General features: G+C 58.5%; 12 protein-coding genes and 4 pseudogenes. 5 read left to right on the forward strand and 11 right to left on the reverse strand.

Going from position 1 to position 19,083, the window contains the following annotated elements:
- The 10 genes and pseudogenes from PSQ19_RS10420 to PSQ19_RS10465 all read right to left on the reverse strand — a co-directional run bounded on the left by PSQ19_RS10420 (nt 1) and on the right by PSQ19_RS10465 (nt 12,466).
- Nucleotides 1-1,478: pseudogene (locus PSQ19_RS10420) on the reverse strand (NAD-dependent succinate-semialdehyde dehydrogenase).
- A gap of 12 nt (nt 1,479-1,490) precedes the next feature.
- A pseudogene (locus PSQ19_RS10425) lies at nt 1,491-2,719 on the reverse strand (iron-containing alcohol dehydrogenase).
- Between the two features lies 1 nt (nt 2,720).
- Nucleotides 2,721-3,743 (reverse strand): Ldh family oxidoreductase, encoded by a 1,023-nt coding sequence (locus PSQ19_RS10430; protein ID WP_282217675.1) that lies wholly within the window; start codon nt 3,741-3,743, stop codon nt 2,721-2,723.
- 82 nt (nt 3,744-3,825) lie between these two features.
- A complete protein-coding gene (gene purU, locus PSQ19_RS10435; protein ID WP_282217676.1) occupies nt 3,826-4,692 on the reverse strand; it encodes a formyltetrahydrofolate deformylase in 867 nt (288 codons plus the stop codon).
- Between the two features lie 87 nt (nt 4,693-4,779).
- Nucleotides 4,780-5,784, reverse strand: a complete 1,005-nt coding sequence (iolG, locus tag PSQ19_RS10440; protein WP_282217677.1) for an inositol 2-dehydrogenase — start codon at nt 5,782-5,784, stop codon at nt 4,780-4,782.
- 20 nt (nt 5,785-5,804) lie between these two features.
- Nucleotides 5,805-6,603, reverse strand: a pseudogene (gene iolB, locus PSQ19_RS10445) (5-deoxy-glucuronate isomerase).
- 34 nt (nt 6,604-6,637) lie between these two features.
- Entirely contained in the window at nt 6,638-7,555 is a 918-nt protein-coding gene (iolE, locus tag PSQ19_RS10450; RefSeq protein WP_282217678.1) for a myo-inosose-2 dehydratase, read from the reverse strand.
- Between the two features lie 17 nt (nt 7,556-7,572).
- A pseudogene (gene iolD / locus PSQ19_RS10455) lies at nt 7,573-9,418 on the reverse strand (3D-(3,5/4)-trihydroxycyclohexane-1,2-dione acylhydrolase (decyclizing)).
- 129 nt (nt 9,419-9,547) lie between these two features.
- The gene (locus PSQ19_RS10460; protein WP_282217679.1) at nt 9,548-11,482 is read right to left on the reverse strand and encodes a bifunctional 5-dehydro-2-deoxygluconokinase/5-dehydro-2-deoxyphosphogluconate aldolase; all 1,935 of its coding nucleotides are present in this window, start codon (nt 11,480-11,482) and stop codon (nt 9,548-9,550) included.
- A 144-nt stretch (nt 11,483-11,626) separates the two neighbouring features.
- Nucleotides 11,627-12,466, reverse strand: coding sequence for a MurR/RpiR family transcriptional regulator (locus PSQ19_RS10465; RefSeq protein WP_407648979.1), 840 nt, complete (start codon nt 12,464-12,466; stop codon nt 11,627-11,629).
- Nucleotides 12,467-12,561: 95 nt separating this feature from the next.
- On the opposite strand from PSQ19_RS10465, the gene PSQ19_RS10470 reads away from it, so the two are divergent.
- Nucleotides 12,562-13,674, forward strand: coding sequence for a Gfo/Idh/MocA family protein (locus tag PSQ19_RS10470; protein WP_282217681.1), 1,113 nt, complete (start codon nt 12,562-12,564; stop codon nt 13,672-13,674).
- A gap of 71 nt (nt 13,675-13,745) precedes the next feature.
- Here the strand turns inward: PSQ19_RS10470 and PSQ19_RS10475 are convergent, their stop codons facing one another.
- Nucleotides 13,746-14,498, reverse strand: coding sequence for an SH3 domain-containing protein (locus PSQ19_RS10475; RefSeq protein ID WP_282217682.1), 753 nt, complete (start codon nt 14,496-14,498; stop codon nt 13,746-13,748).
- Nucleotides 14,499-14,889: 391 nt separating this feature from the next.
- Here PSQ19_RS10475 and PSQ19_RS10480 point away from each other — a divergent pair, with 391 nt between their 5' ends.
- Genes PSQ19_RS10480 through PSQ19_RS10495 form a run of 4 tightly spaced genes read left to right on the forward strand, consistent with a single transcriptional unit; the run spans nt 14,890 to nt 19,056 of the window.
- Nucleotides 14,890-15,819, forward strand: a complete 930-nt coding sequence (locus PSQ19_RS10480) for an ABC transporter permease (RefSeq protein ID WP_282217683.1) — start codon at nt 14,890-14,892, stop codon at nt 15,817-15,819.
- Complete coding sequence (locus tag PSQ19_RS10485) at nt 15,816-17,000, forward strand: ABC transporter permease (RefSeq protein ID WP_282217684.1); 1,185 nt, start codon at nt 15,816-15,818, stop codon at nt 16,998-17,000. Before PSQ19_RS10480 ends, PSQ19_RS10485 begins: the two co-directional genes overlap by 4 nt.
- A complete protein-coding gene (locus tag PSQ19_RS10490; protein WP_282217685.1) occupies nt 16,997-18,025 on the forward strand; it encodes an ABC transporter ATP-binding protein in 1,029 nt (342 codons plus the stop codon). The genes PSQ19_RS10485 and PSQ19_RS10490 overlap by 4 nt, the downstream gene beginning before the upstream one ends.
- Entirely contained in the window at nt 18,022-19,056 is a 1,035-nt protein-coding gene (locus tag PSQ19_RS10495; RefSeq protein ID WP_282217686.1) for an ABC transporter ATP-binding protein, read from the forward strand. The genes PSQ19_RS10490 and PSQ19_RS10495 overlap by 4 nt, the downstream gene beginning before the upstream one ends.
- The last annotated feature ends 27 nt before the right edge of the window (nt 19,057-19,083 follow it).

Genomic DNA, 19,083 nt, shown 5'->3' on the forward strand with positions numbered 1-19,083 from the left:
CTACCAGCTTACTGCGGTGTATTTGGCTTCACAGAACTCAAGAATCCCGTGATGTGCCCCCTCTCGGCCCAAGCCGCTTTGCTTGACCCCGCCGAATGGGGCAGCTGGATCCGAAACCAAGCCGCGATTAAGCCCCACCATGCCCGCTTCGAACCGATCCGAAACACGCAATCCCTTGGCCATATCCTCGGTATAGACGTAGGCGATCAGCCCATACTCGCTGTCATTGGCCAACTCAACTGCCTCGTCCAGTGTTTCAAATACCGTGATCGGTGCCACCGGCCCAAATATCTCGTCGCGGACCAGATTGGCGTCGCCGGGCACTTTGGTGACGACAGTCGGTGGGTAAAAAAAGCCGTCGCCCTTGCCCATTTCACCGCCCACAAGCACCTGAGCGCCATCTTCCACCGCCTCGCGCACCCATTCGTCAATCCGCTCGATCGCCGCCAGATTGATCATCGGGCCACAGGTGACACCATCTTCATAACCGGCGCCCAGTTTCATGGCGCCCATTCGCTCGGCCAGACCGCGCGCAAACATGTCCGCAATGCCGGCCTGTACATAAAATCTGTTGGCCGCCGTACACGCCTCCCCGCCATTGCGCATTTTGGCGATCATCGCGCCATCAAGAGCCTTTTCAAGATCCGCATCATCGAACACGACGAATGGCGCGTTGCCGCCCAGGCTCCATCGAGCAGTTGATGACCTGATCCGCTGCTTCACGCAACAGGATCCGTCCCACCTGGGTCGAACCGGTAAACGATAATTTGCGCACCTTGGGATGATGCAGCATGGCGCTGATCAGCTTGCCGGTTTTTGAGGATGTAACCACATTGACAACACCCTTCGGCAAACCTGCTTCTTCCATCAGAACAGCCATTGCATAGGCCGTCAGTGGCGTCTCGGTTGCCGGTTTCAACACCACGGTGCAGCCCGCCGCCAGCGCTGGAGCGATCTTGCGGGTCGCCATTGCCGCAGGAAAATTCCACGGTGTAATCAGGACGCTGACCCCGATAGGCTGATATTGCACCATGATCCGGTTATTCCCGCTTGGTGCCAGGGAGAAATCACCATTGATCCGCACCGCCTCTTCGGAGAACCAGCGGAAAAATTCCGCTGCATAGGCGACCTCGCCGCGCGCGTCGGGTAGCGCCTTGCCATTTTCGAGACTGATTAGCCGCGCCAGCATTTCACGCCGCGCCACCATCAGGCTCAAAACATTTTCGCAAAATTTCGCCACGCTGGCGCGGCGGCATAGCTGCCCATTCTGCTGCTGCGTCCGCCGCTGCCTCGACGGCCGCCAAGCCATCATCAACACTGGCATCGGCCACGTCGGCAATGGCCTTGCCGGTCGAGGGATCAATGACGTCAATGCGCTTGCCCTCCGCTCCCTGCCGCCACTCGCCACCAATCAGCAGATCAGTCCTGACGCCGTCCATCAGTCCGAATCCCTCGAGTGAATTTGGAATATTGAGCATTTTGCCTGCCTTTCAATTGTCTGCGTCGAGCAGGTCGCGGCGTCCAGCGAAGGCCGCCCCGATAATCGTGCGCATTGCCGCAACGTCTAGCGGCCTTGGATTGTTTTTGACCAGACGCGCTGCGCCCATGGATTGCTCGGCGCACCAATCCTGCTGATTTTCTGACAGACCTAACGCCGCAAGATCGCGCGGGATGCCTATCGCGCCAAAAAGTGATGCCACCGCCGCGATCGCCCGCTCGGCGTTGGCGGCATCATCGTGGCCCGCCGCCGCACCCATTGCAACGGCAACCTCTGCCATCGATTTGACGGCGTGCGAACGGTTGAAATGCATGACATAGGGTAATAGACAGGCAACCCCGGCCCCGTGTGCTGTGTGCGTTACCGCGCCGACCGGATATTGCAGCGCATGCGCGGCCGCCGTACCCGACACACCAAAAGCCATCCCGGCCAATAGCGCGCCCAGCATTACGCTTTCCCGCGCCGCCATGTCATCGCCGGACTTGACCGCACGCGCCAGCCCGTCGGTGATATGGCTGATCGCCTGCCGTGCATAGGTATCGCTCAGCGCATTTTTGCCAACAAACACATGCTCATGGGTTGTCTGCCCGTCAATTGGCCGGGCCAGTGCCGTCAAGGCTTCAATAGCGTGGGTCAAGGCATCAGCCCCGGCAATAGCTGTCAGCCCGGCGGGGCAAGTCAAAGTCAGTTCCGGGTCGCAAATGGCGGTATGAGGAATAAGGAACGGGCTGGCGATTCCAACCTTGAGTATGCGCTCACTATCGGCCACCACAGCGACTGGCGTGGCCTCACTGCCGGTGCCAGCCGTCGTCGGCACTGCAATCAGCGGCACCACTGGTCCGGGGACCTTGAACTCGCCGAAATAATCGCGCGGCGAGCCACCATGCGCGATCATCAGCGCCGTGACTTTTGCCATATCAAGGCACGACCCCCCCCAACCCCGACAATGACATCGGGTCCAAACGCCTCCCCTCTGGCAACGCACTGCTCAATCGCGGCTAGCGGCACTTCGGGCGGCGTCGCGTCAAATATTTCGCACGCCAGCCCCGCTGCGCGCAGACCGTCCATCATCGCCACAAAATCTGCTTCGGCGCCCATGCGCTCGTCGGTTACCACCAGTGCCCGGCGACCCAATTGGCTGGCGTAGGCCGGTAGCGACTGACGCTGACCGCGTCCGAATACAATATTGCGCGGCGACCGACCGGTAGCAAAAATGGCCATGTTATATTCCCCTCTTGGTCAGCGCCGCGTCGCGCAGCCGCTTCATGTTCGTCCACACCGAATCGGCCACTGGCACGCCTGATGCCAGCCGTTCCGCCTTGAGCGCCCGTCCGCGCTCGCCAGGAATCAAGACCTGATCGAAGCCGTCCGCCGGTGCCGCATGACGCAACAGATCGAGATAGCGCGCAATGGCTTCGCCCTGTCCCGACACCGGATCGACAACGATGAACACGTCGCCCTTGTTACACAATTGGTCGGCGTCCAAAGTGCCCGCCACGTCGCGCCCCAACGCCGCCCCTGTCAGTGTTGTCACCAACAACTCAAACGCCAATCCCAGGGCATAGCCCTTTGCCGCGCCAAAAGGCGCGATGGCCCCGGCTTTTGCCGCTTCCGCGTCCGTCGTTGCCTTGCCTTCTCTGTCCAGCGCCCAGCCTTCGGGTAGCGCCTGCCCGCGATGTGCCCGATCGTGAATCTCGCCCATGGAAACCAGGCTGGTCGCCAGATCGATGACAAATGGCCCATCGGCGCTTGGCACCCCGATGGCAATCGGATTGGTGCCGATCAACGCCTGGCGCCCGCCAAAGGGATGCACCAGCGCTTCGCTGGTTGTAAGCACAATGCCGACCTGCCCCCCTTTTGCAATCGCTTCTGCATAATAGGCCAGCATGCCAATATGATTGGAATTGGCCACCGCCGCGACCGCGATCCCGTGGCTTTTGGCTGCTGGACAGATGGCCTCGAGTGCCGCCTCGGCCACCACCGGTCCCAAACCGTTCTGCCCGTCAACGGTTAAAAATCCCGCTCCGCGCCAATCATGACTACCGCTTGCCGTCGCGCTCGCAACCCCATTGCCAATGCGGGCCACAAGCCGTTCCAGGCGCAAAAATCCGTGTGACGGCACCGCTCGCAGTTCCGCCTCAAGCAACAGATTTGCTTGCAGCTTTGCGTGTTCATCAGGCACACCGGCGCCGACCAGCACCGCCGTCGCCACATCTCGCAATTCGGCAGCTTCGACCAGCGGCATGACAAATCCTATACGATATCAGATACAGCAACCTGCCCGTCGCACGCCCGCACTGTCAACCGCTCGGGTGCAAATTGTCGCGCTATCCAAACACCACGGTTTTGTGCCCATTGAGCATGACCCGGTTTTCACAATGCAGCTTGACCGCCCGGGCCAAAACCCGCGCTTCGATATCGCGCCCCGCCGCTACCAGATCCTCGGCGCTCATCGAATGGCTGACCCGCGCCGTTTCTTGCTCGATGATCGGGCCTTCGTCCAGCGCTGGCGTTACATAGTGCGCTGTCGCCCCGATCAGCTTGACCCCGCGATCATGGGCCTGGTGATAAGGTTTTGCTCCCTTGAAACTGGGCAGGAACGAATGGTGGATATTGATGATCTGCCCAAACAGGCGCGTCGACATTGTGTCGGACAGCACCTGCATGTAACGTGCCAGCACCACCAGATCGACATTCTTGCGCTGCACCAGATCCATCACCAGCGCTTCCTGTTCGGCCTTGCTGTCCTTGCTCACCGGCCAGTGATAAAATGGAATATTCTCCGCCGCCGCAATCGGGCCCGCCTCGGCGTGGTTGGAAACGATTCCGACAACCTCGGCGTCCAGCCACCCCACCTTGATCTGATAGAGCAGATGCAGCAGCACATGGTCGAATTTTGAAACCATCACCACGATGCGCGGACGGCTCGCCTGATTGACCAATTGCGTTTTCATGCCAAACCTGGCCACCGAAGGCTTTAAGGCCAGTTCAAGCGCTTCCCGGCTGGTGTCCGCCGCCGCATTGAACGCCAGCCGCATGAAAAACTGCCCAGTCTGGCGATCCCAGAACTGGTTGCTCTCAGCAATATTGGCATTTCGCGCCGCCAATTCGGTCGTCACCGACGCCACAATGCCCGGCCTGTCCTCGCATGATAGCGTCAGCACAAAACTTAGCGGCTCCAAAATGCTCTCCATCGGCTTGCAAGCATGGCTGCGCGAGGGATCGCGCGACCAAATTCGGCCTTTGGATAAAGCGCTTGGCCGCCATTCACAAGCCAAACCTTAGGGCGCGATTTCGCTCACCTTGACGCTGCGCCGCTCTGCCACCGATTTGAGGGCCGCTTCGGCCAATATGAGCGCCTTGAGCCCGTCCTCGCCCGATGGCGTCGCCGCCTTGCCGCTACCAATCGCCGCAATAAAGCTGGCGATCTCGTTGCCATAGGCCTCGGTATACCGCGTCATGAAAAAATCGTGCAGCGGTGGCCGCGTAAAGCCGTTGCCATTGGCAATCTCGATCGAGACCGGCCGCTGGTTCTCAGCGCTCACCAAACCCTGTGCCCCCAACACTTCGATCCGTTGATCATAACCGTAGCTGGCCCGCCGCGAGTTGGATATTGACGCCTGCGTCCCCGAATCCGTCTCCAGAATGATATTGGCGCTATCAAAATCCCCCGCCGCGCCAATCGCCTTGTCGACCAGTACCGAGGCATGCGCCGTTACCAATGCCGGCTCCTCACCCAGTAGAAATCGCGCCATGTCGAAATCATGAATGGTCATGTCGCGGAAAATCCCACCCGACCGTCCGATATAATCAATCGGCGGCGGCCCCGGATCGCGCGAAACGATATTGACCATTTCCACCTTGCCGATCTGCCCCTCGGCAATCGCTTGCTTGACCGCCATGAAATGCGGATCAAACCGGCGGTTGAACCCGACCATCAATGTGCCCTTGTGCTTGGCCACAACCCCAAGGCAGGCGCGCACGCGCGCCACGCTTAAATCTATCGGCTTCTCGCAAAACACCGCCTTGCCAGCCACGACAAACTGTTCGATCAGATCAGCGTGGGTGTCCGTCGGGGTGCAGATCACCACCGCATCGATGCTCTTGTCATCGGCAATAGTGTCGATATCGGCGATCCCGCAGCCATAGGCTGCCGCCAGATCTTCGGCTGCAACCGCGAAGGCGTCGGCCACCACCACAAGTTCGGCGTCAGGGTTGGCGGCAATCGCCTTGGCGTGCACCTTGCCAATCCGGCCCGCTCCCAACAGTGCAAATCGAACGCTCATTCACAATAACTCCATCTGGATCAGGCCTTGAGCAGCCACTCATGTTCGGCCGCATTGTGAAATTTCCAGATCCGCTTCGGTCCGGCCATTACATTGAGATAATAAAGATCATAACCATGGGTCGCCGCCACCGGATGATAGCCCTTGGGCACCAGCGTCACGTCGCCATCTTCCACCGCCATGGCTTCATCGAGCGATCGATCATCGGTATAGACCCGCTGAAATCCAAACCCCTGCGGCGGGTTCATGCGATGATAATAGGTCTCTTCGAGCCTGGCTTTCATGCGGCAGATTATCCATATCGTGCTTGTGCGGCGGGTAGGACGACGTATTGCCGCCCGGCGTGATCACCTCGACCACCAGCAATGACTCTGCCGGCTCCGTCTCAGGCAATATATTCACCACATGACGCACGTTACTGCCCTTGCCGCGCGTCAGCGCTTCAGCATCCTTTGGTGCAATCACCCGCGCTACAAAATTGCCCGCCGCCCCCGGCGCCGAACAGACTGCCAGCGTCAATGCCGTCGTCGCGGTAACCGACCAGTCGGCGCCCGCTGGCACATAAAGCGAAAATGGCTTGCCCTCAAATGGGCTCATCCGTTGGCCCAATTCGCCAAAATCCTTGTCCCCCGCCTGCGCCGTGCCCTTGCCACTGACAAAAACCAGACACACTTCACGCCCCGTTTCACCACCCGAAACTGTTTCACCCGCCCCAAGCTGATGCAGGTCGAACCCCACATAAGTCCAACCTGCCGTTGTGGGGGTTACGTGATGCACTCGCCCCTTGCCCGCCTGCGGCTTGATCAACAGTTTCGACATGGTCCGACCTCCTTTTTGCGGCGTCTGGCCGCTACTATTGCTTGGCAAAGCCCTGCGTTTCCACCGAATAACCCGCCGCATTCATCACTCGCATCAGTTCCTTGTGCCCAACCTCGGCCATCCTGAGCGGTGGGTTGGCCTTAGGGTCCTGCTCCGCTTCCACCACAAACCAGCCCTCATAACCATGATCGGCAAATTTCTGCACAATCGCCTCAAAATCCAGCGTTCCATCACCGGGCACGGTAAAAGCCCCCAGCGCCACCGCGTCCAGAAACGACTGTTTTGACCGATCCAACCCGTCGATCACGCCCATGCGCACATCTTTTACATGCACATGGTTGATCCGCGCGTGGTGCTTGTCGATTGCCCCCAACACATCGCCTCCTGCAAAGGCCAGATGCCCCGCATCAAACAGCAATGGTATCCCCGCGCCGGATCCCTTCATAAAGGCATCCAGTTCCGGCCCGGTCTCAACCACTGCCCCCATATGGTGGTGATAGGAAAGCGGCATGCCTTCATCCGCGCACCATTCGCCAAATTCAGTGACTTTTTTGGCATAGGCTGCCATCTCGCTATCGGAAAGTTTCGGCTTGTGCGCCAACGGCACCGAGCGATCCCCCTGGATCGAACGTCCCACTTCGCCATAAACTATGCAAGGCGCCCCCACCGCCTTGAACAACTCGATCATCGGCGCGATCCGCGCCTTGTTGACCGCCAATTCTTCGTCGACCAACGTGCCCGAATACCAGCCGCCGCACAGCGTCACGTCCGCCGCTTTGAGGATCGGCAGCATCACCGCTGGATCATCGGGAAATCGCCGCCCTTTTTCCATGCCGGTAAAACCGGCCGAGCGTGATTGGCGCAGGCATTCTTCCAGCGTTACATCGTCACTCAATTCCACTAGATCGTCGTTCCACCAAGCGATGGGCGACATACCAAGTTTTGCCTTCACGGGGCTCTCCTGAAATTTTAGGGCCGCTGCTGCTTGCGCGCCTGTTCGTAATTTTCGCGCGCCACATTGACTTCGCTGCGCGCTGAAACTTCAGGCACCGCCACATCCCACCAATGCCCACCCTCGTCGGTCGTCACCAGCGGGTCAGTGTCGATCACAATCACACTGGTCACCGCATCGCCTTCTGCCTCTTTGAGGGCTGCCTCCAGATCACCAGTCGAACTGACTTTGCGCGCCACCGCCCCCAGCGAGCGCGCATGCGCTGCAAAATCGATCCGCGGCAAGGCGACGTGCTGAGTGTCCTTGAGCAGATTGTTGAAGTTGGCCCCGCCCGTCTCCATCTGCAGTCGGTTGATGCAGCCGTACCCGGCATTATCGAGCACAACAATGGTCAGCCGCGCGCCCAACATGATCGACGAAACAATCTCGGAATTGAGCATCAGATAACTGCCATCCCCGACCATGACGACAACGTCATCATCGGGCCGCGCCAGCTTGACACCCAGGCCCCCGGCAATCTCATAGCCCATGGTCGAAAAACCATACTCCATGTGATAATTGCCCGGTTTCTTGGCCTGCCAGAGCCTTGTGCAGTTCTCCTGGCAATCCGCCTGCCGCACACACCAGCACCGAATCCTCGCGCGTCCGCAATACCGCCCCGATGACCTGTGCATCGGACGGCAATTCGGCGTTTCCCGGTGCCATGGCCTTGTCGGCTTCATGCAGCCAATCCGCCTTGCCGTCGCGTGCCTTGTTGGTCCAGTCGGTTTCCGCTTCCCAACCCATCATCGCGGTGTTGAGCGCATCCAGCCCCACCTGCGCATCGGCAATCAGCGGCAGGGCGCGATGCTTGGCGGCATCGAAAATCTGTGTGTTGAGTCCAATGATCTTGAGCGCTTCATTCTTGAACAGCGCCCATGAACCGGTGGTAAAATCCTGCAACCGCGTACCCACCGCCAACACGACATCGGCGTCTTCGGCCAGCTGGTTGGCGGCCGATGTGCCAGTCACCCCGACCGACCCCATATTCATCGCATGATCATGAGACAGTGCCGACTTGCCCGCCTGCGTTTCCAGCACCGGAATACCATGGCTTTGTGCAAAGCGCCCCAGCGCTGCGCTGGCGCCTGAATACAGCACACCGCCACCAGCAATGATCACCGGCCGTTTGGCCTGCATCAAAACCCTTGCGGCATCGGCGAATTCCTCAGCATCTGGCATTATCCGGCGCTGCCGCCACACCTTCTCCTCAAAAAATCGCGTCGGATAGTCATAGGCTTCGGCCTGCACGTCCTGACAGAGCGACAATGTCACTGGCCCGCATTCGGCGGGGTCAGTCAAAACCTGCATGGCCCGATTGAGCGCCGCCATGATTTGTTCCGGACGGGCAATGCGGTCAAAATAGCGGCTGACCGGCTTGAAACAATCATTGACCGTCATCGTGCCATCGCCAAAATCTTCACCCTGCTGCAACACCGGATCGGGGCGGCGATTGGCAAACACATCGCCTGGCAACAGCAACATCGGCAAACGATTGACATGCGCCACCGCCGCCGAGGTCACCATATTGAGTGCCCCCGGCCCGATCGAGGAGGTGCACGCCATGAACCGGCGTCGAAAACTGGCCTTGGCAAAGGCTGCGGCCGCATTGCCCATACCCTGCTCGTTCTGGCCTCGAAACGTCGGTAGCTGCTCGCGCACGCCAAAAAGCGCCTCACCGAGCCCCGCGACATTGCCATGCCCGAAAATGGCAAACACGCCACCAAAGATCGGCAGCACCTCGCCATCGATTTCGACCTTTTGCGCCACCATGAACCGCACCAGCGCCTGCGCCATCGTCAATCGAACTGTTTTCTGGCTCATACCCAATTTCTTCCTGTCTTCTGGTTCCGGCTCAACCCGAAATCGCCGGCTTATTCCCAGGCCGTCCTACCCTCAACATTTCACCGCCCCGTGAGGCACGGAACGGGTGCTCGACAATATCATACGTCGCTAAGCCGCCACGCGACCCGCCACCCGTTCCCATATCCGCGTCAGCGCTTCAAACCGGCGCGCCATGTCCTCAATTGCCTCGGCGTCACTCATCGTCCCTGCCAGCCAGCTGCGCGCCGCATCGCCAAAGATCGTGCGACCCACAGCAAATCCCTTGACTGTGCGCGCCACTTGCGCCGCCAGGAATCCGGCTTCCAGTTCAGCCATTGGCGCGTCCAATCCCAAAAGCACAACGCCCCGACACCAGGGATCGTGCCGCTCAATTGTGGCATCAACGCCCCGCCAGGCCGTCTCGGACGCCTGCGGCTCAAGCTTCCACCAGTCCGGCACGAGCCCGGCCTCATAAAGTTCTTCCAAGGCGCGGGGCAACGTATCGTCCGCCAAAATCCCGTTCTTGCCGGCAATGATCTCAATCAGCAATTCCCGCCCGACTTTACGGGCCGCCTCCTGCAGACTGGTCAATTTGGCGATCTGTGTCGCTTTCGTCGCTGGTGGATCATCGGGATGATAAAAGCACAAGACCTTGATGCAATGGTCGATATGCCAGTCAATCAGCCGACTACCCGCATCCTGAGAGAATTCGAACTGCAACGGTCGCGAACCGGGTTCCTCAAACGGCTTTCCGATCCAAAATCCCTGCTTTTGCGCCGCAAACAGCGCCTCGCGGCCATACTTGTCGTCCAACAACATGCCATAGCCCGGCCGCCCCTTGGCCACCTGCGCCGCCGCTTTGACCGCCAACTGTTTGAACGCGCTGATCGCGGCACCATCACGCCCCGCCGCCGCTGCCATTTCCTCAAGCTGAATGCGATGATCTATCGCCAGCGCCATCAGTCGCGGTTGCTCGCTGCGCCGCGTCGTCGCGCGATGCACATGATTGATCGCCTCATCCTTGCGTAGTGCCCGTTCCGGACTGCCATGCTCCAGAAAATATTCAAGTTCGGCAAAGGTCGGAATTTCGGGCGAGCACAACAGCCGCGACACGGCAAATGCGCCACACGCATTGGCCCATGTCGCCGACACCTCGTGCCTTTCCCCGCGCAGCCAGCCGCGCAGAAAACCGGACATGAAACTGTCCCCGGCCCCCAGCACATTGAAAACTTCAATAGGAAAACCTGTGCCCACGATCCCCGCTTCAAGATCGTCAGGAATTTCGCCCTCATAAACGATACAACCCATCGGTCCGCGCTTGAGCACAATGGTGCCCGCCGAGACCGCCCGAATGGCCTTGAGCGCCGCTAGCAGGTCACTCTCGCCGGCTGCGATCAGCACTTCTTCCTCGGTCCCCACGATCAGATCGCAGTTGCCCAGTACTGGCTTGAGTTTGCTGGTCACAAAATCAGAAGCTACATAGCGGCTGTCGCCCGCCGCATGCCCCGCCAACCCCCAAAGGTTAGGCCGATAATCAATATCAAAGATCACCTGGCGCCCGCGCGCCTTGGCAATCGCAATCGCCTTGTTTTGTGCCGCCTCGGTATTGGGCTTTGAAAAATGCGTACCACTGACCAGCACCGCGCCAGCGCTGGCCACGAATGACTCATCAATATCGCTCTCATCGAGCGCCATGTCCGCACAATTTTCGCGATAGAAAATCATCGGAAATGACGCGTCATTTTCAACGCCCAGCAACACCAGCGCCGTCAGCCGCTCTGCGTCGGTGACGATTCCAGTGACGTCGACCCCTTCGCGCAGCATCTGCTCGCGAATAAAGCCGCCCATCTGTTCGTCGCCGACGCGCGTAATCAGCCCCGTCTTGAGTCCCAGTCGCGAGGTGCCAATGGCGATGTTGGAGGGACAACCACCCACAGCCTTGGAAAAACTGGCGACGTCCTCCAGTCTGGTGCCGATTTGCTGGCCGTATAAATCAACCGAAGATCGGCCGATGGTAATCAGCTCGAGTGTGACACCAATCTTGCCGTCAGCTGAATTATCCATGGCGTCCTCCTGCGATTCACGCTGTGCTAATCTCAACGTTAGCGTGACGCTAACATTTGGTCGCACCTAAAACGCAGCACGAGTTCTATGTCATAGTCAATATGGAACGTTTATTCTATAATGAATTTCCCTGTCGAACAGGATTCACATGTTTTTTTGGTGCCGCCGCCGCCACTCGGCCACCGCGACCGTCAACGCCATGGCCAGCGCCATCCCCGCCGAGAGCGAGCGGAACCCGGCATGATCGGCTTCAACGATTTCAAACCACGCTGACGCCCCACCAGCCAGTGGCGAAAACGCCGAATCTGTTATGGCGATCAATGGGATATCGCGATCGGTCATCATCTTGGCCTGCCCCACTGTTTCGGGCGAATAGGGGGAAAATGAAATGGCAATTGCCGCATCATTTGGCCCGGCCATCGCCACCAGATCCTCATCGATCCCCACTGATGTGGCGATCAATTGGTTCCGTACCCGCAATTTTCCAAAAGCATATGCCATGTAGGTGCTGATCGGTGCCGCCCGCCGCTTGGCCAATAGATAGATCGTATCGGCCTTGGCCAATATCTCCACCGACTGCTCAAATATCGCCGGATCGATAGAATGAGACAGGCTCTCGACCGACCGGCCAGCGGCCGATAGAAAGCCGTTCAAAATACCAATATTCTCAGACACTTCAGCGCTATCGGCCTCAAGCGCTTTGAGGCGTTCTTCATAGGTTGAGTTGCGTTCCTTCAGCCGCGCCCGAAAAATCTGTTGCAGCCCGGAAAAACCGTCAAAGCCAAACTGCTGGGCAAACCGCACCAGCGTCGAAGGCTGCACCGCCGCCGACGCTGCAATGCTGGCGACAGTGCCAAAGGCGATTTCATCGGGATTATCAAGACTATATATCGCCACCTGGATCAGTCGCTTGGGCAGATCGTCCCGCCGCTCCACGATCGCCTGGCGCAGGGCTTCAAAATCCTGCGGGATTCTGTTTTTCATAATATCCGACAATTCCACCCGCTCCTTCTGCTACCCGATTGTAGCCGCATTCACATTGCGATTGAATACCAGCAGTTAAACTTGGGAAACAACACATGGCAGTGGGAATTGGACTGATTGGCACCGGTTATATGGGCAAGTGCCACGCCTTGGCCTGGAATGCGGTCGCCTCTGTCTTTGGCGACCTCGAGCGCCCGGTTCTGGCCCATCTGGCCGAAGTCGATGCGGCCTTGGCTGCCCGCCGCGCCGACGAATTCGGCTTTGCCCGCGCCACTGGCGACTGGCGCGCCCTGATCGCCGACCCCGCCGTCGACATCGTCTCCATCACCACGCCCAACGCCTTCCATGCCGAAATGGCCATCGCCGCGCTCGAGGCGGGCAAACACGTTTGGTGCGAAAAGCCCATGGCCCCTACCATTGTCGAAGCCCAGGCCATGAAGGCGGCAGCCACACGCTCCGGGAAACTGGCGATACTTGGCTATAACTATATCCAGAACCCGATAATCCGCCAGATCCGAACCCTGTTGGCGGAGAACACCATCGGTGCCATCTCCCATGTTCGTATCGAAATGGACGAGGATTTCATGGCCGATCCAGCAGCATTGTTCACCTGGAAAAGCGAGCAAAGCTCTGGCTATGGCGCCCTTGATGACTTCGGCGTGCATCCAATCTCACTGCTACATTTCCTGCTTGGCGACATTGCGCGAGTGTCGGCCCACATGAGCAAACCATTTGCCACCCGACCAACCATGTCCGAAGGCCCGCGCGAGGTTGAAACGTTTGACATCGCGACCATCATGTTCGACTTGGAATCCGGTGCCTCGGGCCTTTTGGCGCTCAACCGCGCGGCGTGGGGTCGCAAGGGCCGCATTGCCCTGCAGATTTTTGGCTCCACTGGGGCAATCCTGTTCGATCAGGAGCGGATGAACGAATTCCAACTTTATACGCGCGACGACCACCTGGCCGTCCAGGGCTTCCGCACAATCCTTTGCGGCCCCGTTCACGCCCCCTACGACCGCTTCATGCCGGCGCCCGGTCATGGACTTGGATTCAACGATCTAAAAATCATCGAATGCCATGAACTTCTCAACCAGCTGGCGGGCCACCCCGCTCACACCATCGATTTTGCGACGGGATTGTCTATAGAAAAAGCTGTCCACGCCATGGCCAGGTCCCACGCCGAGCAACGTTGGGTGTCGGTGCCATAGGCCAACAAACGAACGCGATTGCGCCTCGGACTTTAGCCCTCACCCGCGCCATCCTCTCCCACGATCCGGCCTCATCGTGGTCGGCTCGTTCCTGGATGACCTCCGGCCCCAGCGTCTCCGGTCGGCGCGGCAGCCTCGCGGAGATAGCGGCTGGCGGCCCAACCCTTTACCATCGTCCCATCGGTTGCCTCGACCTGACACCAGATCGTTGACCGCGGCTTCTCGCAGCCAAGGTTGCGCATGACCGTGCCATTGCTCACCTTGCCAATCGCTGCATTCTCTAGACTGGGACCAGTGCGAATATTGAGCGTATCGTCGTCCCTAAGGCTATGAACCTCCCAAAAATCTGGCCCACCGGCAAGGCCGTCAGCGAAGTCAGCGCCCATGGCATCTAAAGCTATTGCATCTTCCGACGCCATGGGCTCGTCACCGCGCGTAACGGTCAATGTAATGTCGGCACCACCAGTCTCGGACGCCTGGCCCACCAGATAAACGAGAATGGTGTAGTCTCCATTCTCGGGAAGCACACCGCTGAACATGCGACCATCCCGCGAGCCAACGAACAGGGCAGCCTGACCGTCAGGTGTATTGACATTGAAATTGGCCGAGGACGTGACCGCACTAAGAGTGATGGTTACGGCTTCGCCTGCGCTGCCCGCCAGATCATATACGAGCGAATCCCTGCTATCGACCCGATCCCGAATTACCGCGCTGCTCGAACCGGCGGGCAATACGATGGGCTCTGATGGCATATTCGTCTGGGCGGCAACGGGGCCAGCCATCAGTACCGAAATAGCAAACGCGCCGCGCAAGAGCTTTTTCATGCTTCATACCCCTCGAAAATTTGTCCGCCTGATACACAACAAGCAGTCGCTAGCGTCTTAACGACACCTTACCATGACATTGAGTTCATTGGGAGGAAACCGGCTACCAAAGCGAGCACCAGTGTTTACAACAAAGCAGTCGCGAGTGAATGCGACGTGGGCCCGACTACCGACTACCGACTACCGACTACCGACTCCCGACTCCCGACTTCCGACTTCCGACTTCCGACTTTCGACTTCCGACTTTAGTAGCGCTAAAAAATCTTTACTACCGGTTGATTGTCCGTGGGTTCGGTGCTCGAATGCGATCATGCAACTTCAGCGACGCCGTCCCCGCCATAACCCAATCTGCTCGGCCGCCGCGACGGCGACATCAGGGGCGACCTGATCCATGGCGGGCTATGTGTTGCAGCGCCTTGGACAGATGTTGCTGACGTTGTTGGCCATTGCCACCCTGACATTTTTCCTCATGCACGCCATACCGGGCGGGCCGTTTGTATCCGAACGTATGCTGGCGCCTGAAATCGCTACGGCGCTCAATGACAAGTTCGGCTTGAACGACCCGATCTGGCTGCAATATCTGAACTATCTGCGCGGTATCCTGACGTTCGATCTGGGTCCCTCTTTTCGCTATCCCGGCGTTACGGTCAACGAGATGATCGCCGACGGCCTACCAGTAACCCTGCGCACCGGTGTGCTGGCGGTGATTTGCGTGGTGGCACTAGGCGTCCCTATGGGTATCGTGGCGGCGTTGAACCGCAACAAGTGGCCAGATACGGCCGTGATGATGCTGGCCACGATAGGAGTTGCCATCCCCTCCTATGTCATCGCCACCATACTGCTCTATGTGTTCGCGCTCCGACTGGGCTGGGTGCCAACGTTTGGACTGGACGACTGGCGCGGCTATATTTTGCCGGTATTTGCGCTCTCCGGCTTCTGGATATCATTTGTGGCGCGCTTGGCGCGCTCGAGCCTGCTGGAAACCTTTGAGCAGGATTATATGACCACGGCACGCGCCAAGGGGTTGCGTCCCGGCCAGGTGCTGTTCAAGCATGGCCTGCGCAATTCGCTCATTCCCGTGGTTACCGTGTTGGGACCGGTTGTGGCCAATCTGATCACCGGATCATTCGTTATCGAGCAGATCTTCGCTCTGCCCGGCATTGGCAGGCACTTCGTGCTCTCGATTACCAATCGCGACTACACAGCCATCATGGGCATCACCATTTTCTATGCAGCGCTGCTCATGGTGATGATCCTGATTGTTGATTTGCTATATGTGTGGCTCGACCCGCGCATCAAACTGCGGAAAACGGCGCAATGAACCCGGAGCCCATCATTGCCCCGTCCATGTGGGAAAAACCGGACCGCAGCACAACTGCCGGTGAAGCCATTGCAACACCAAGCCTGACCTATTGGCAGGATGTGCGCCAGCGTCTGTGGGCAAACAAGCCTGCCGTGATTAGCATCGGGTTTATTGTCGTTCTGATACTGGCCGCAATATTCGGGCCGCTCATCAGCCCATTCAGCTATTTCGAACAGAATTTGCGCCTGTCAAATATTCCGCCGGTTTTCGAGACCTACCGTGTCTCTGATGATACGGGAAACAACACAAGGTTTTTTCTCAATGCCAGCAATTTCAACCTCTATCAGGTTTCCGAGGGCGGCCAAGTTGAGGGGTTGTTAAGGGGCGGGCGCAAGGACATCCTCAAGAAGCGTCAGGGCTTTGAATTTGGTAACACCGACATAGTGCTGGACTATTCCAGTCGCCCTGCCCGCCTCCTGCGCGCCGATGGCACGACGCTTCGCCCCGAAGGCTGGCAGTGGAACATGACCTATGTGTTCGGCACCGATCAATTGGGGCGCGATGTGCTTGTCCGCCAATTGTACGGTGCACGGATTTCGCTATTGGTGGCGTTTGTCGCAACCCTGGTCAATTTCTTCATCGGCATATTTTATGGCGGCATCGCCGGCTATATTGGCGGCAAGACCGATGCGGTGATGATGCGCATAGTTGAGATCATCTCCACGATTCCGTTGATGCTCTATGTCATCTTGCTCATGGTGGTGCTCAATAGTGGGCTGATTTCCATCGTCGTGGCCATCGGTTCGGTGTTTTGGGTTGATATGGCGCGCATGGTGCGTGGACAAATACTGACACTCAAGCAACAGGATTATGTTGCGGCCGCCCGCACAATGGGGGCCGGCACCGGCCGGATACTGACGCGCCATCTGCTGCCTAACAGCATCGGGCCGATACTTGTTACCCTGACCATGTTGATCCCCAGCGCTATTTTCATTGAAAGCTTCATGAGCTTTATCGGCCTGGGGGTTACCCCGCCAATGGCCAGTTGGGGCACATTGACCAGCGAGGCGGTCGAGACCATGCGGGCCTATCCCCACCAATTGTTCTTTCCCGCTGCCGCAATCAGCCTGACCATGTTCGCATTCAATTTTCTTGGCGACGGGCTGCGCGACGCCCTTGATCCACGGATGCGCAGATGAGCCGCCCTCCCATCCTGTCTGTTCGCAATCTGCGCACCAGTTTTTTTGCCCAGCGCGGTGAGGTTCAGGCTGTACGCGGCGTTAGCTTTGACGTTGCGCCCGGCGAAATTCTTGGCATTGTCGGGGAAAGTGGTTCGGGAAAATCAATTACCTGCATGAGCATATTGCGGTTGCTCAAATCCACCGGTCGAATTGTTGACGGCCAGGCCATCTTTGACGGTCAGGACCTGATGGAGCTGGATGAAAATGCCATGGCGGATTTGCGTGGCAATGACATCGGCATGATCTTCCAGGACCCGATGACCAGTTTGAACCCGACGCTCTCGGTCGGCGAACAGGTCGTGGAAACCATCATTCGCCATCGCCGTATCAGTCGAGCGGAAGCGCGAAAGCGTGCCATCGAACTGTTTGAACTGGTTCGCATTCCCTCGGCCGCGCAACGATTGAAGTCGTTCCCACATGAATTTTCCGGCGGTATGCGGCAGCGCGTCATGATCGCCATGGCACTGTCCTGCGATCCAAAACTGCTGATAGCGGACGAGCCGACAACCGCCCTTGATGTGACCATCCAGCGCCAGATTCTATTGCTGCTCAAACAACTGCAAAACCGCCTCGGCATGGCCGTCATCCTGATTACCCACGATTTGGGTGTCATTGCCGAAGTCACTGACCGGATTGTCGTGATGTATGGAGGAATGGTCATGGAACAGGGCAGCGTCACAGAATTGTTCGCGCACCCCCGCCATCCCTATACGCAAGGGCTGCTGCGTTCGGTCCCTGATCTGCGAGATGGCGAGCATACGCGCCTGACACCCATCGCTGGCACGCCACCTGATATGATCCAGCCACCACCAGGTTGTCCGTTCGCGCCACGTTGCGTCCATGCCATGAAGCAGTGCGACATTGCCATACCGCCACTTTATCCGATGGCGGAGGCCAGCGATCAAACCGCAAGATGCTGGCTGCACCATGCACAAGCACCCAGGGTTGCCGGTGTCAACGCCCCAACCGCCGAGGTGGCATGATGACGGCAGAAGAAAATCCACTGGTTTCGATGCGCCAGTTGAAAAAGCACTTTTCGATGGGGGGCGGCCTCTTGAGCCCTAAACGTCCGCCCCTGCGCGCGGTAGACGGCGTCGATCTTGAGATAAGGCGCGGCGAAACGCTTGGATTGGTGGGCGAAAGCGGCTGCGGCAAGTCGACTTTGGCGCGCACCCTGATCAGGCTCTACGATCCGAGTTCTGGCGAGGTGAACTTTGACGGTATTGATATTGCGCAAATGAACGAGGCACAACTGTCGCCGTATCGACAGCGCATGCAGATGATCTTTCAAGACCCATATGCTTCGTTGAACGGGCGAATGACGGTCCGCGATCTGATCGCTGAACCACTGGAAATTGCACGCATCGGCAACACCGCAAGTCGCACGATACGGGTGTTTGAACTTTTGGAGCGCGTCGGCCTCAACCCGAATCACGCCACCCGTTTTGCCCATGAATTTTCCGGCGGTCAGCGGCAGCGTATCGGCATTGCCCGCGCCATAGCCCTGAGCCCGGAACTGGTAATTTGCGACGAACCCATTTCGGCGCTCGACGTTTCTATCCAGGCCCAGGTCGTCAACATGCTTGAGGATTTGCAGGACGAACTCGGGCTGACCTATCTGTTCATCACCCACGATCTGTCGATGGTTCGCCATATATCGGACCGTATCGGGGTAATGTATCTCGGCAAGATCGTCGAGCTGGCGCCGAACCACGCGCTCTATGCCCGCCCAAGTCACCCCTACACCCGCGCCCTGCTGGCGTCGATTCCAGTGCCCGATCCAAGTGCTCGAACCGACGGCGAGCCGATGGTCGGCGAAATTCCCAGTCCGACCGCCATTCCAACAGGTTGTCGGTTTCGCACGCGGTGCCCGCTGGCAACCGATCTATGCACAGCGCAAGAACCAGAACTTCAAGATATTGGCGGCGGACATCTGGCCGCCTGTCATTACGCCGGCGATCCGGCATCGAGCACGACGATGGCTGGTCACAACCCGCCAGCGCCGATAGTCTGAATGGGCCGGATTTAACCGTGCCCCACA

The organism is Devosia algicola (genome assembly GCF_028816455.1).
In the GTDB taxonomy this organism is placed as follows: Bacteria; Pseudomonadota; Alphaproteobacteria; order Rhizobiales; family Devosiaceae; genus Devosia; species Devosia algicola.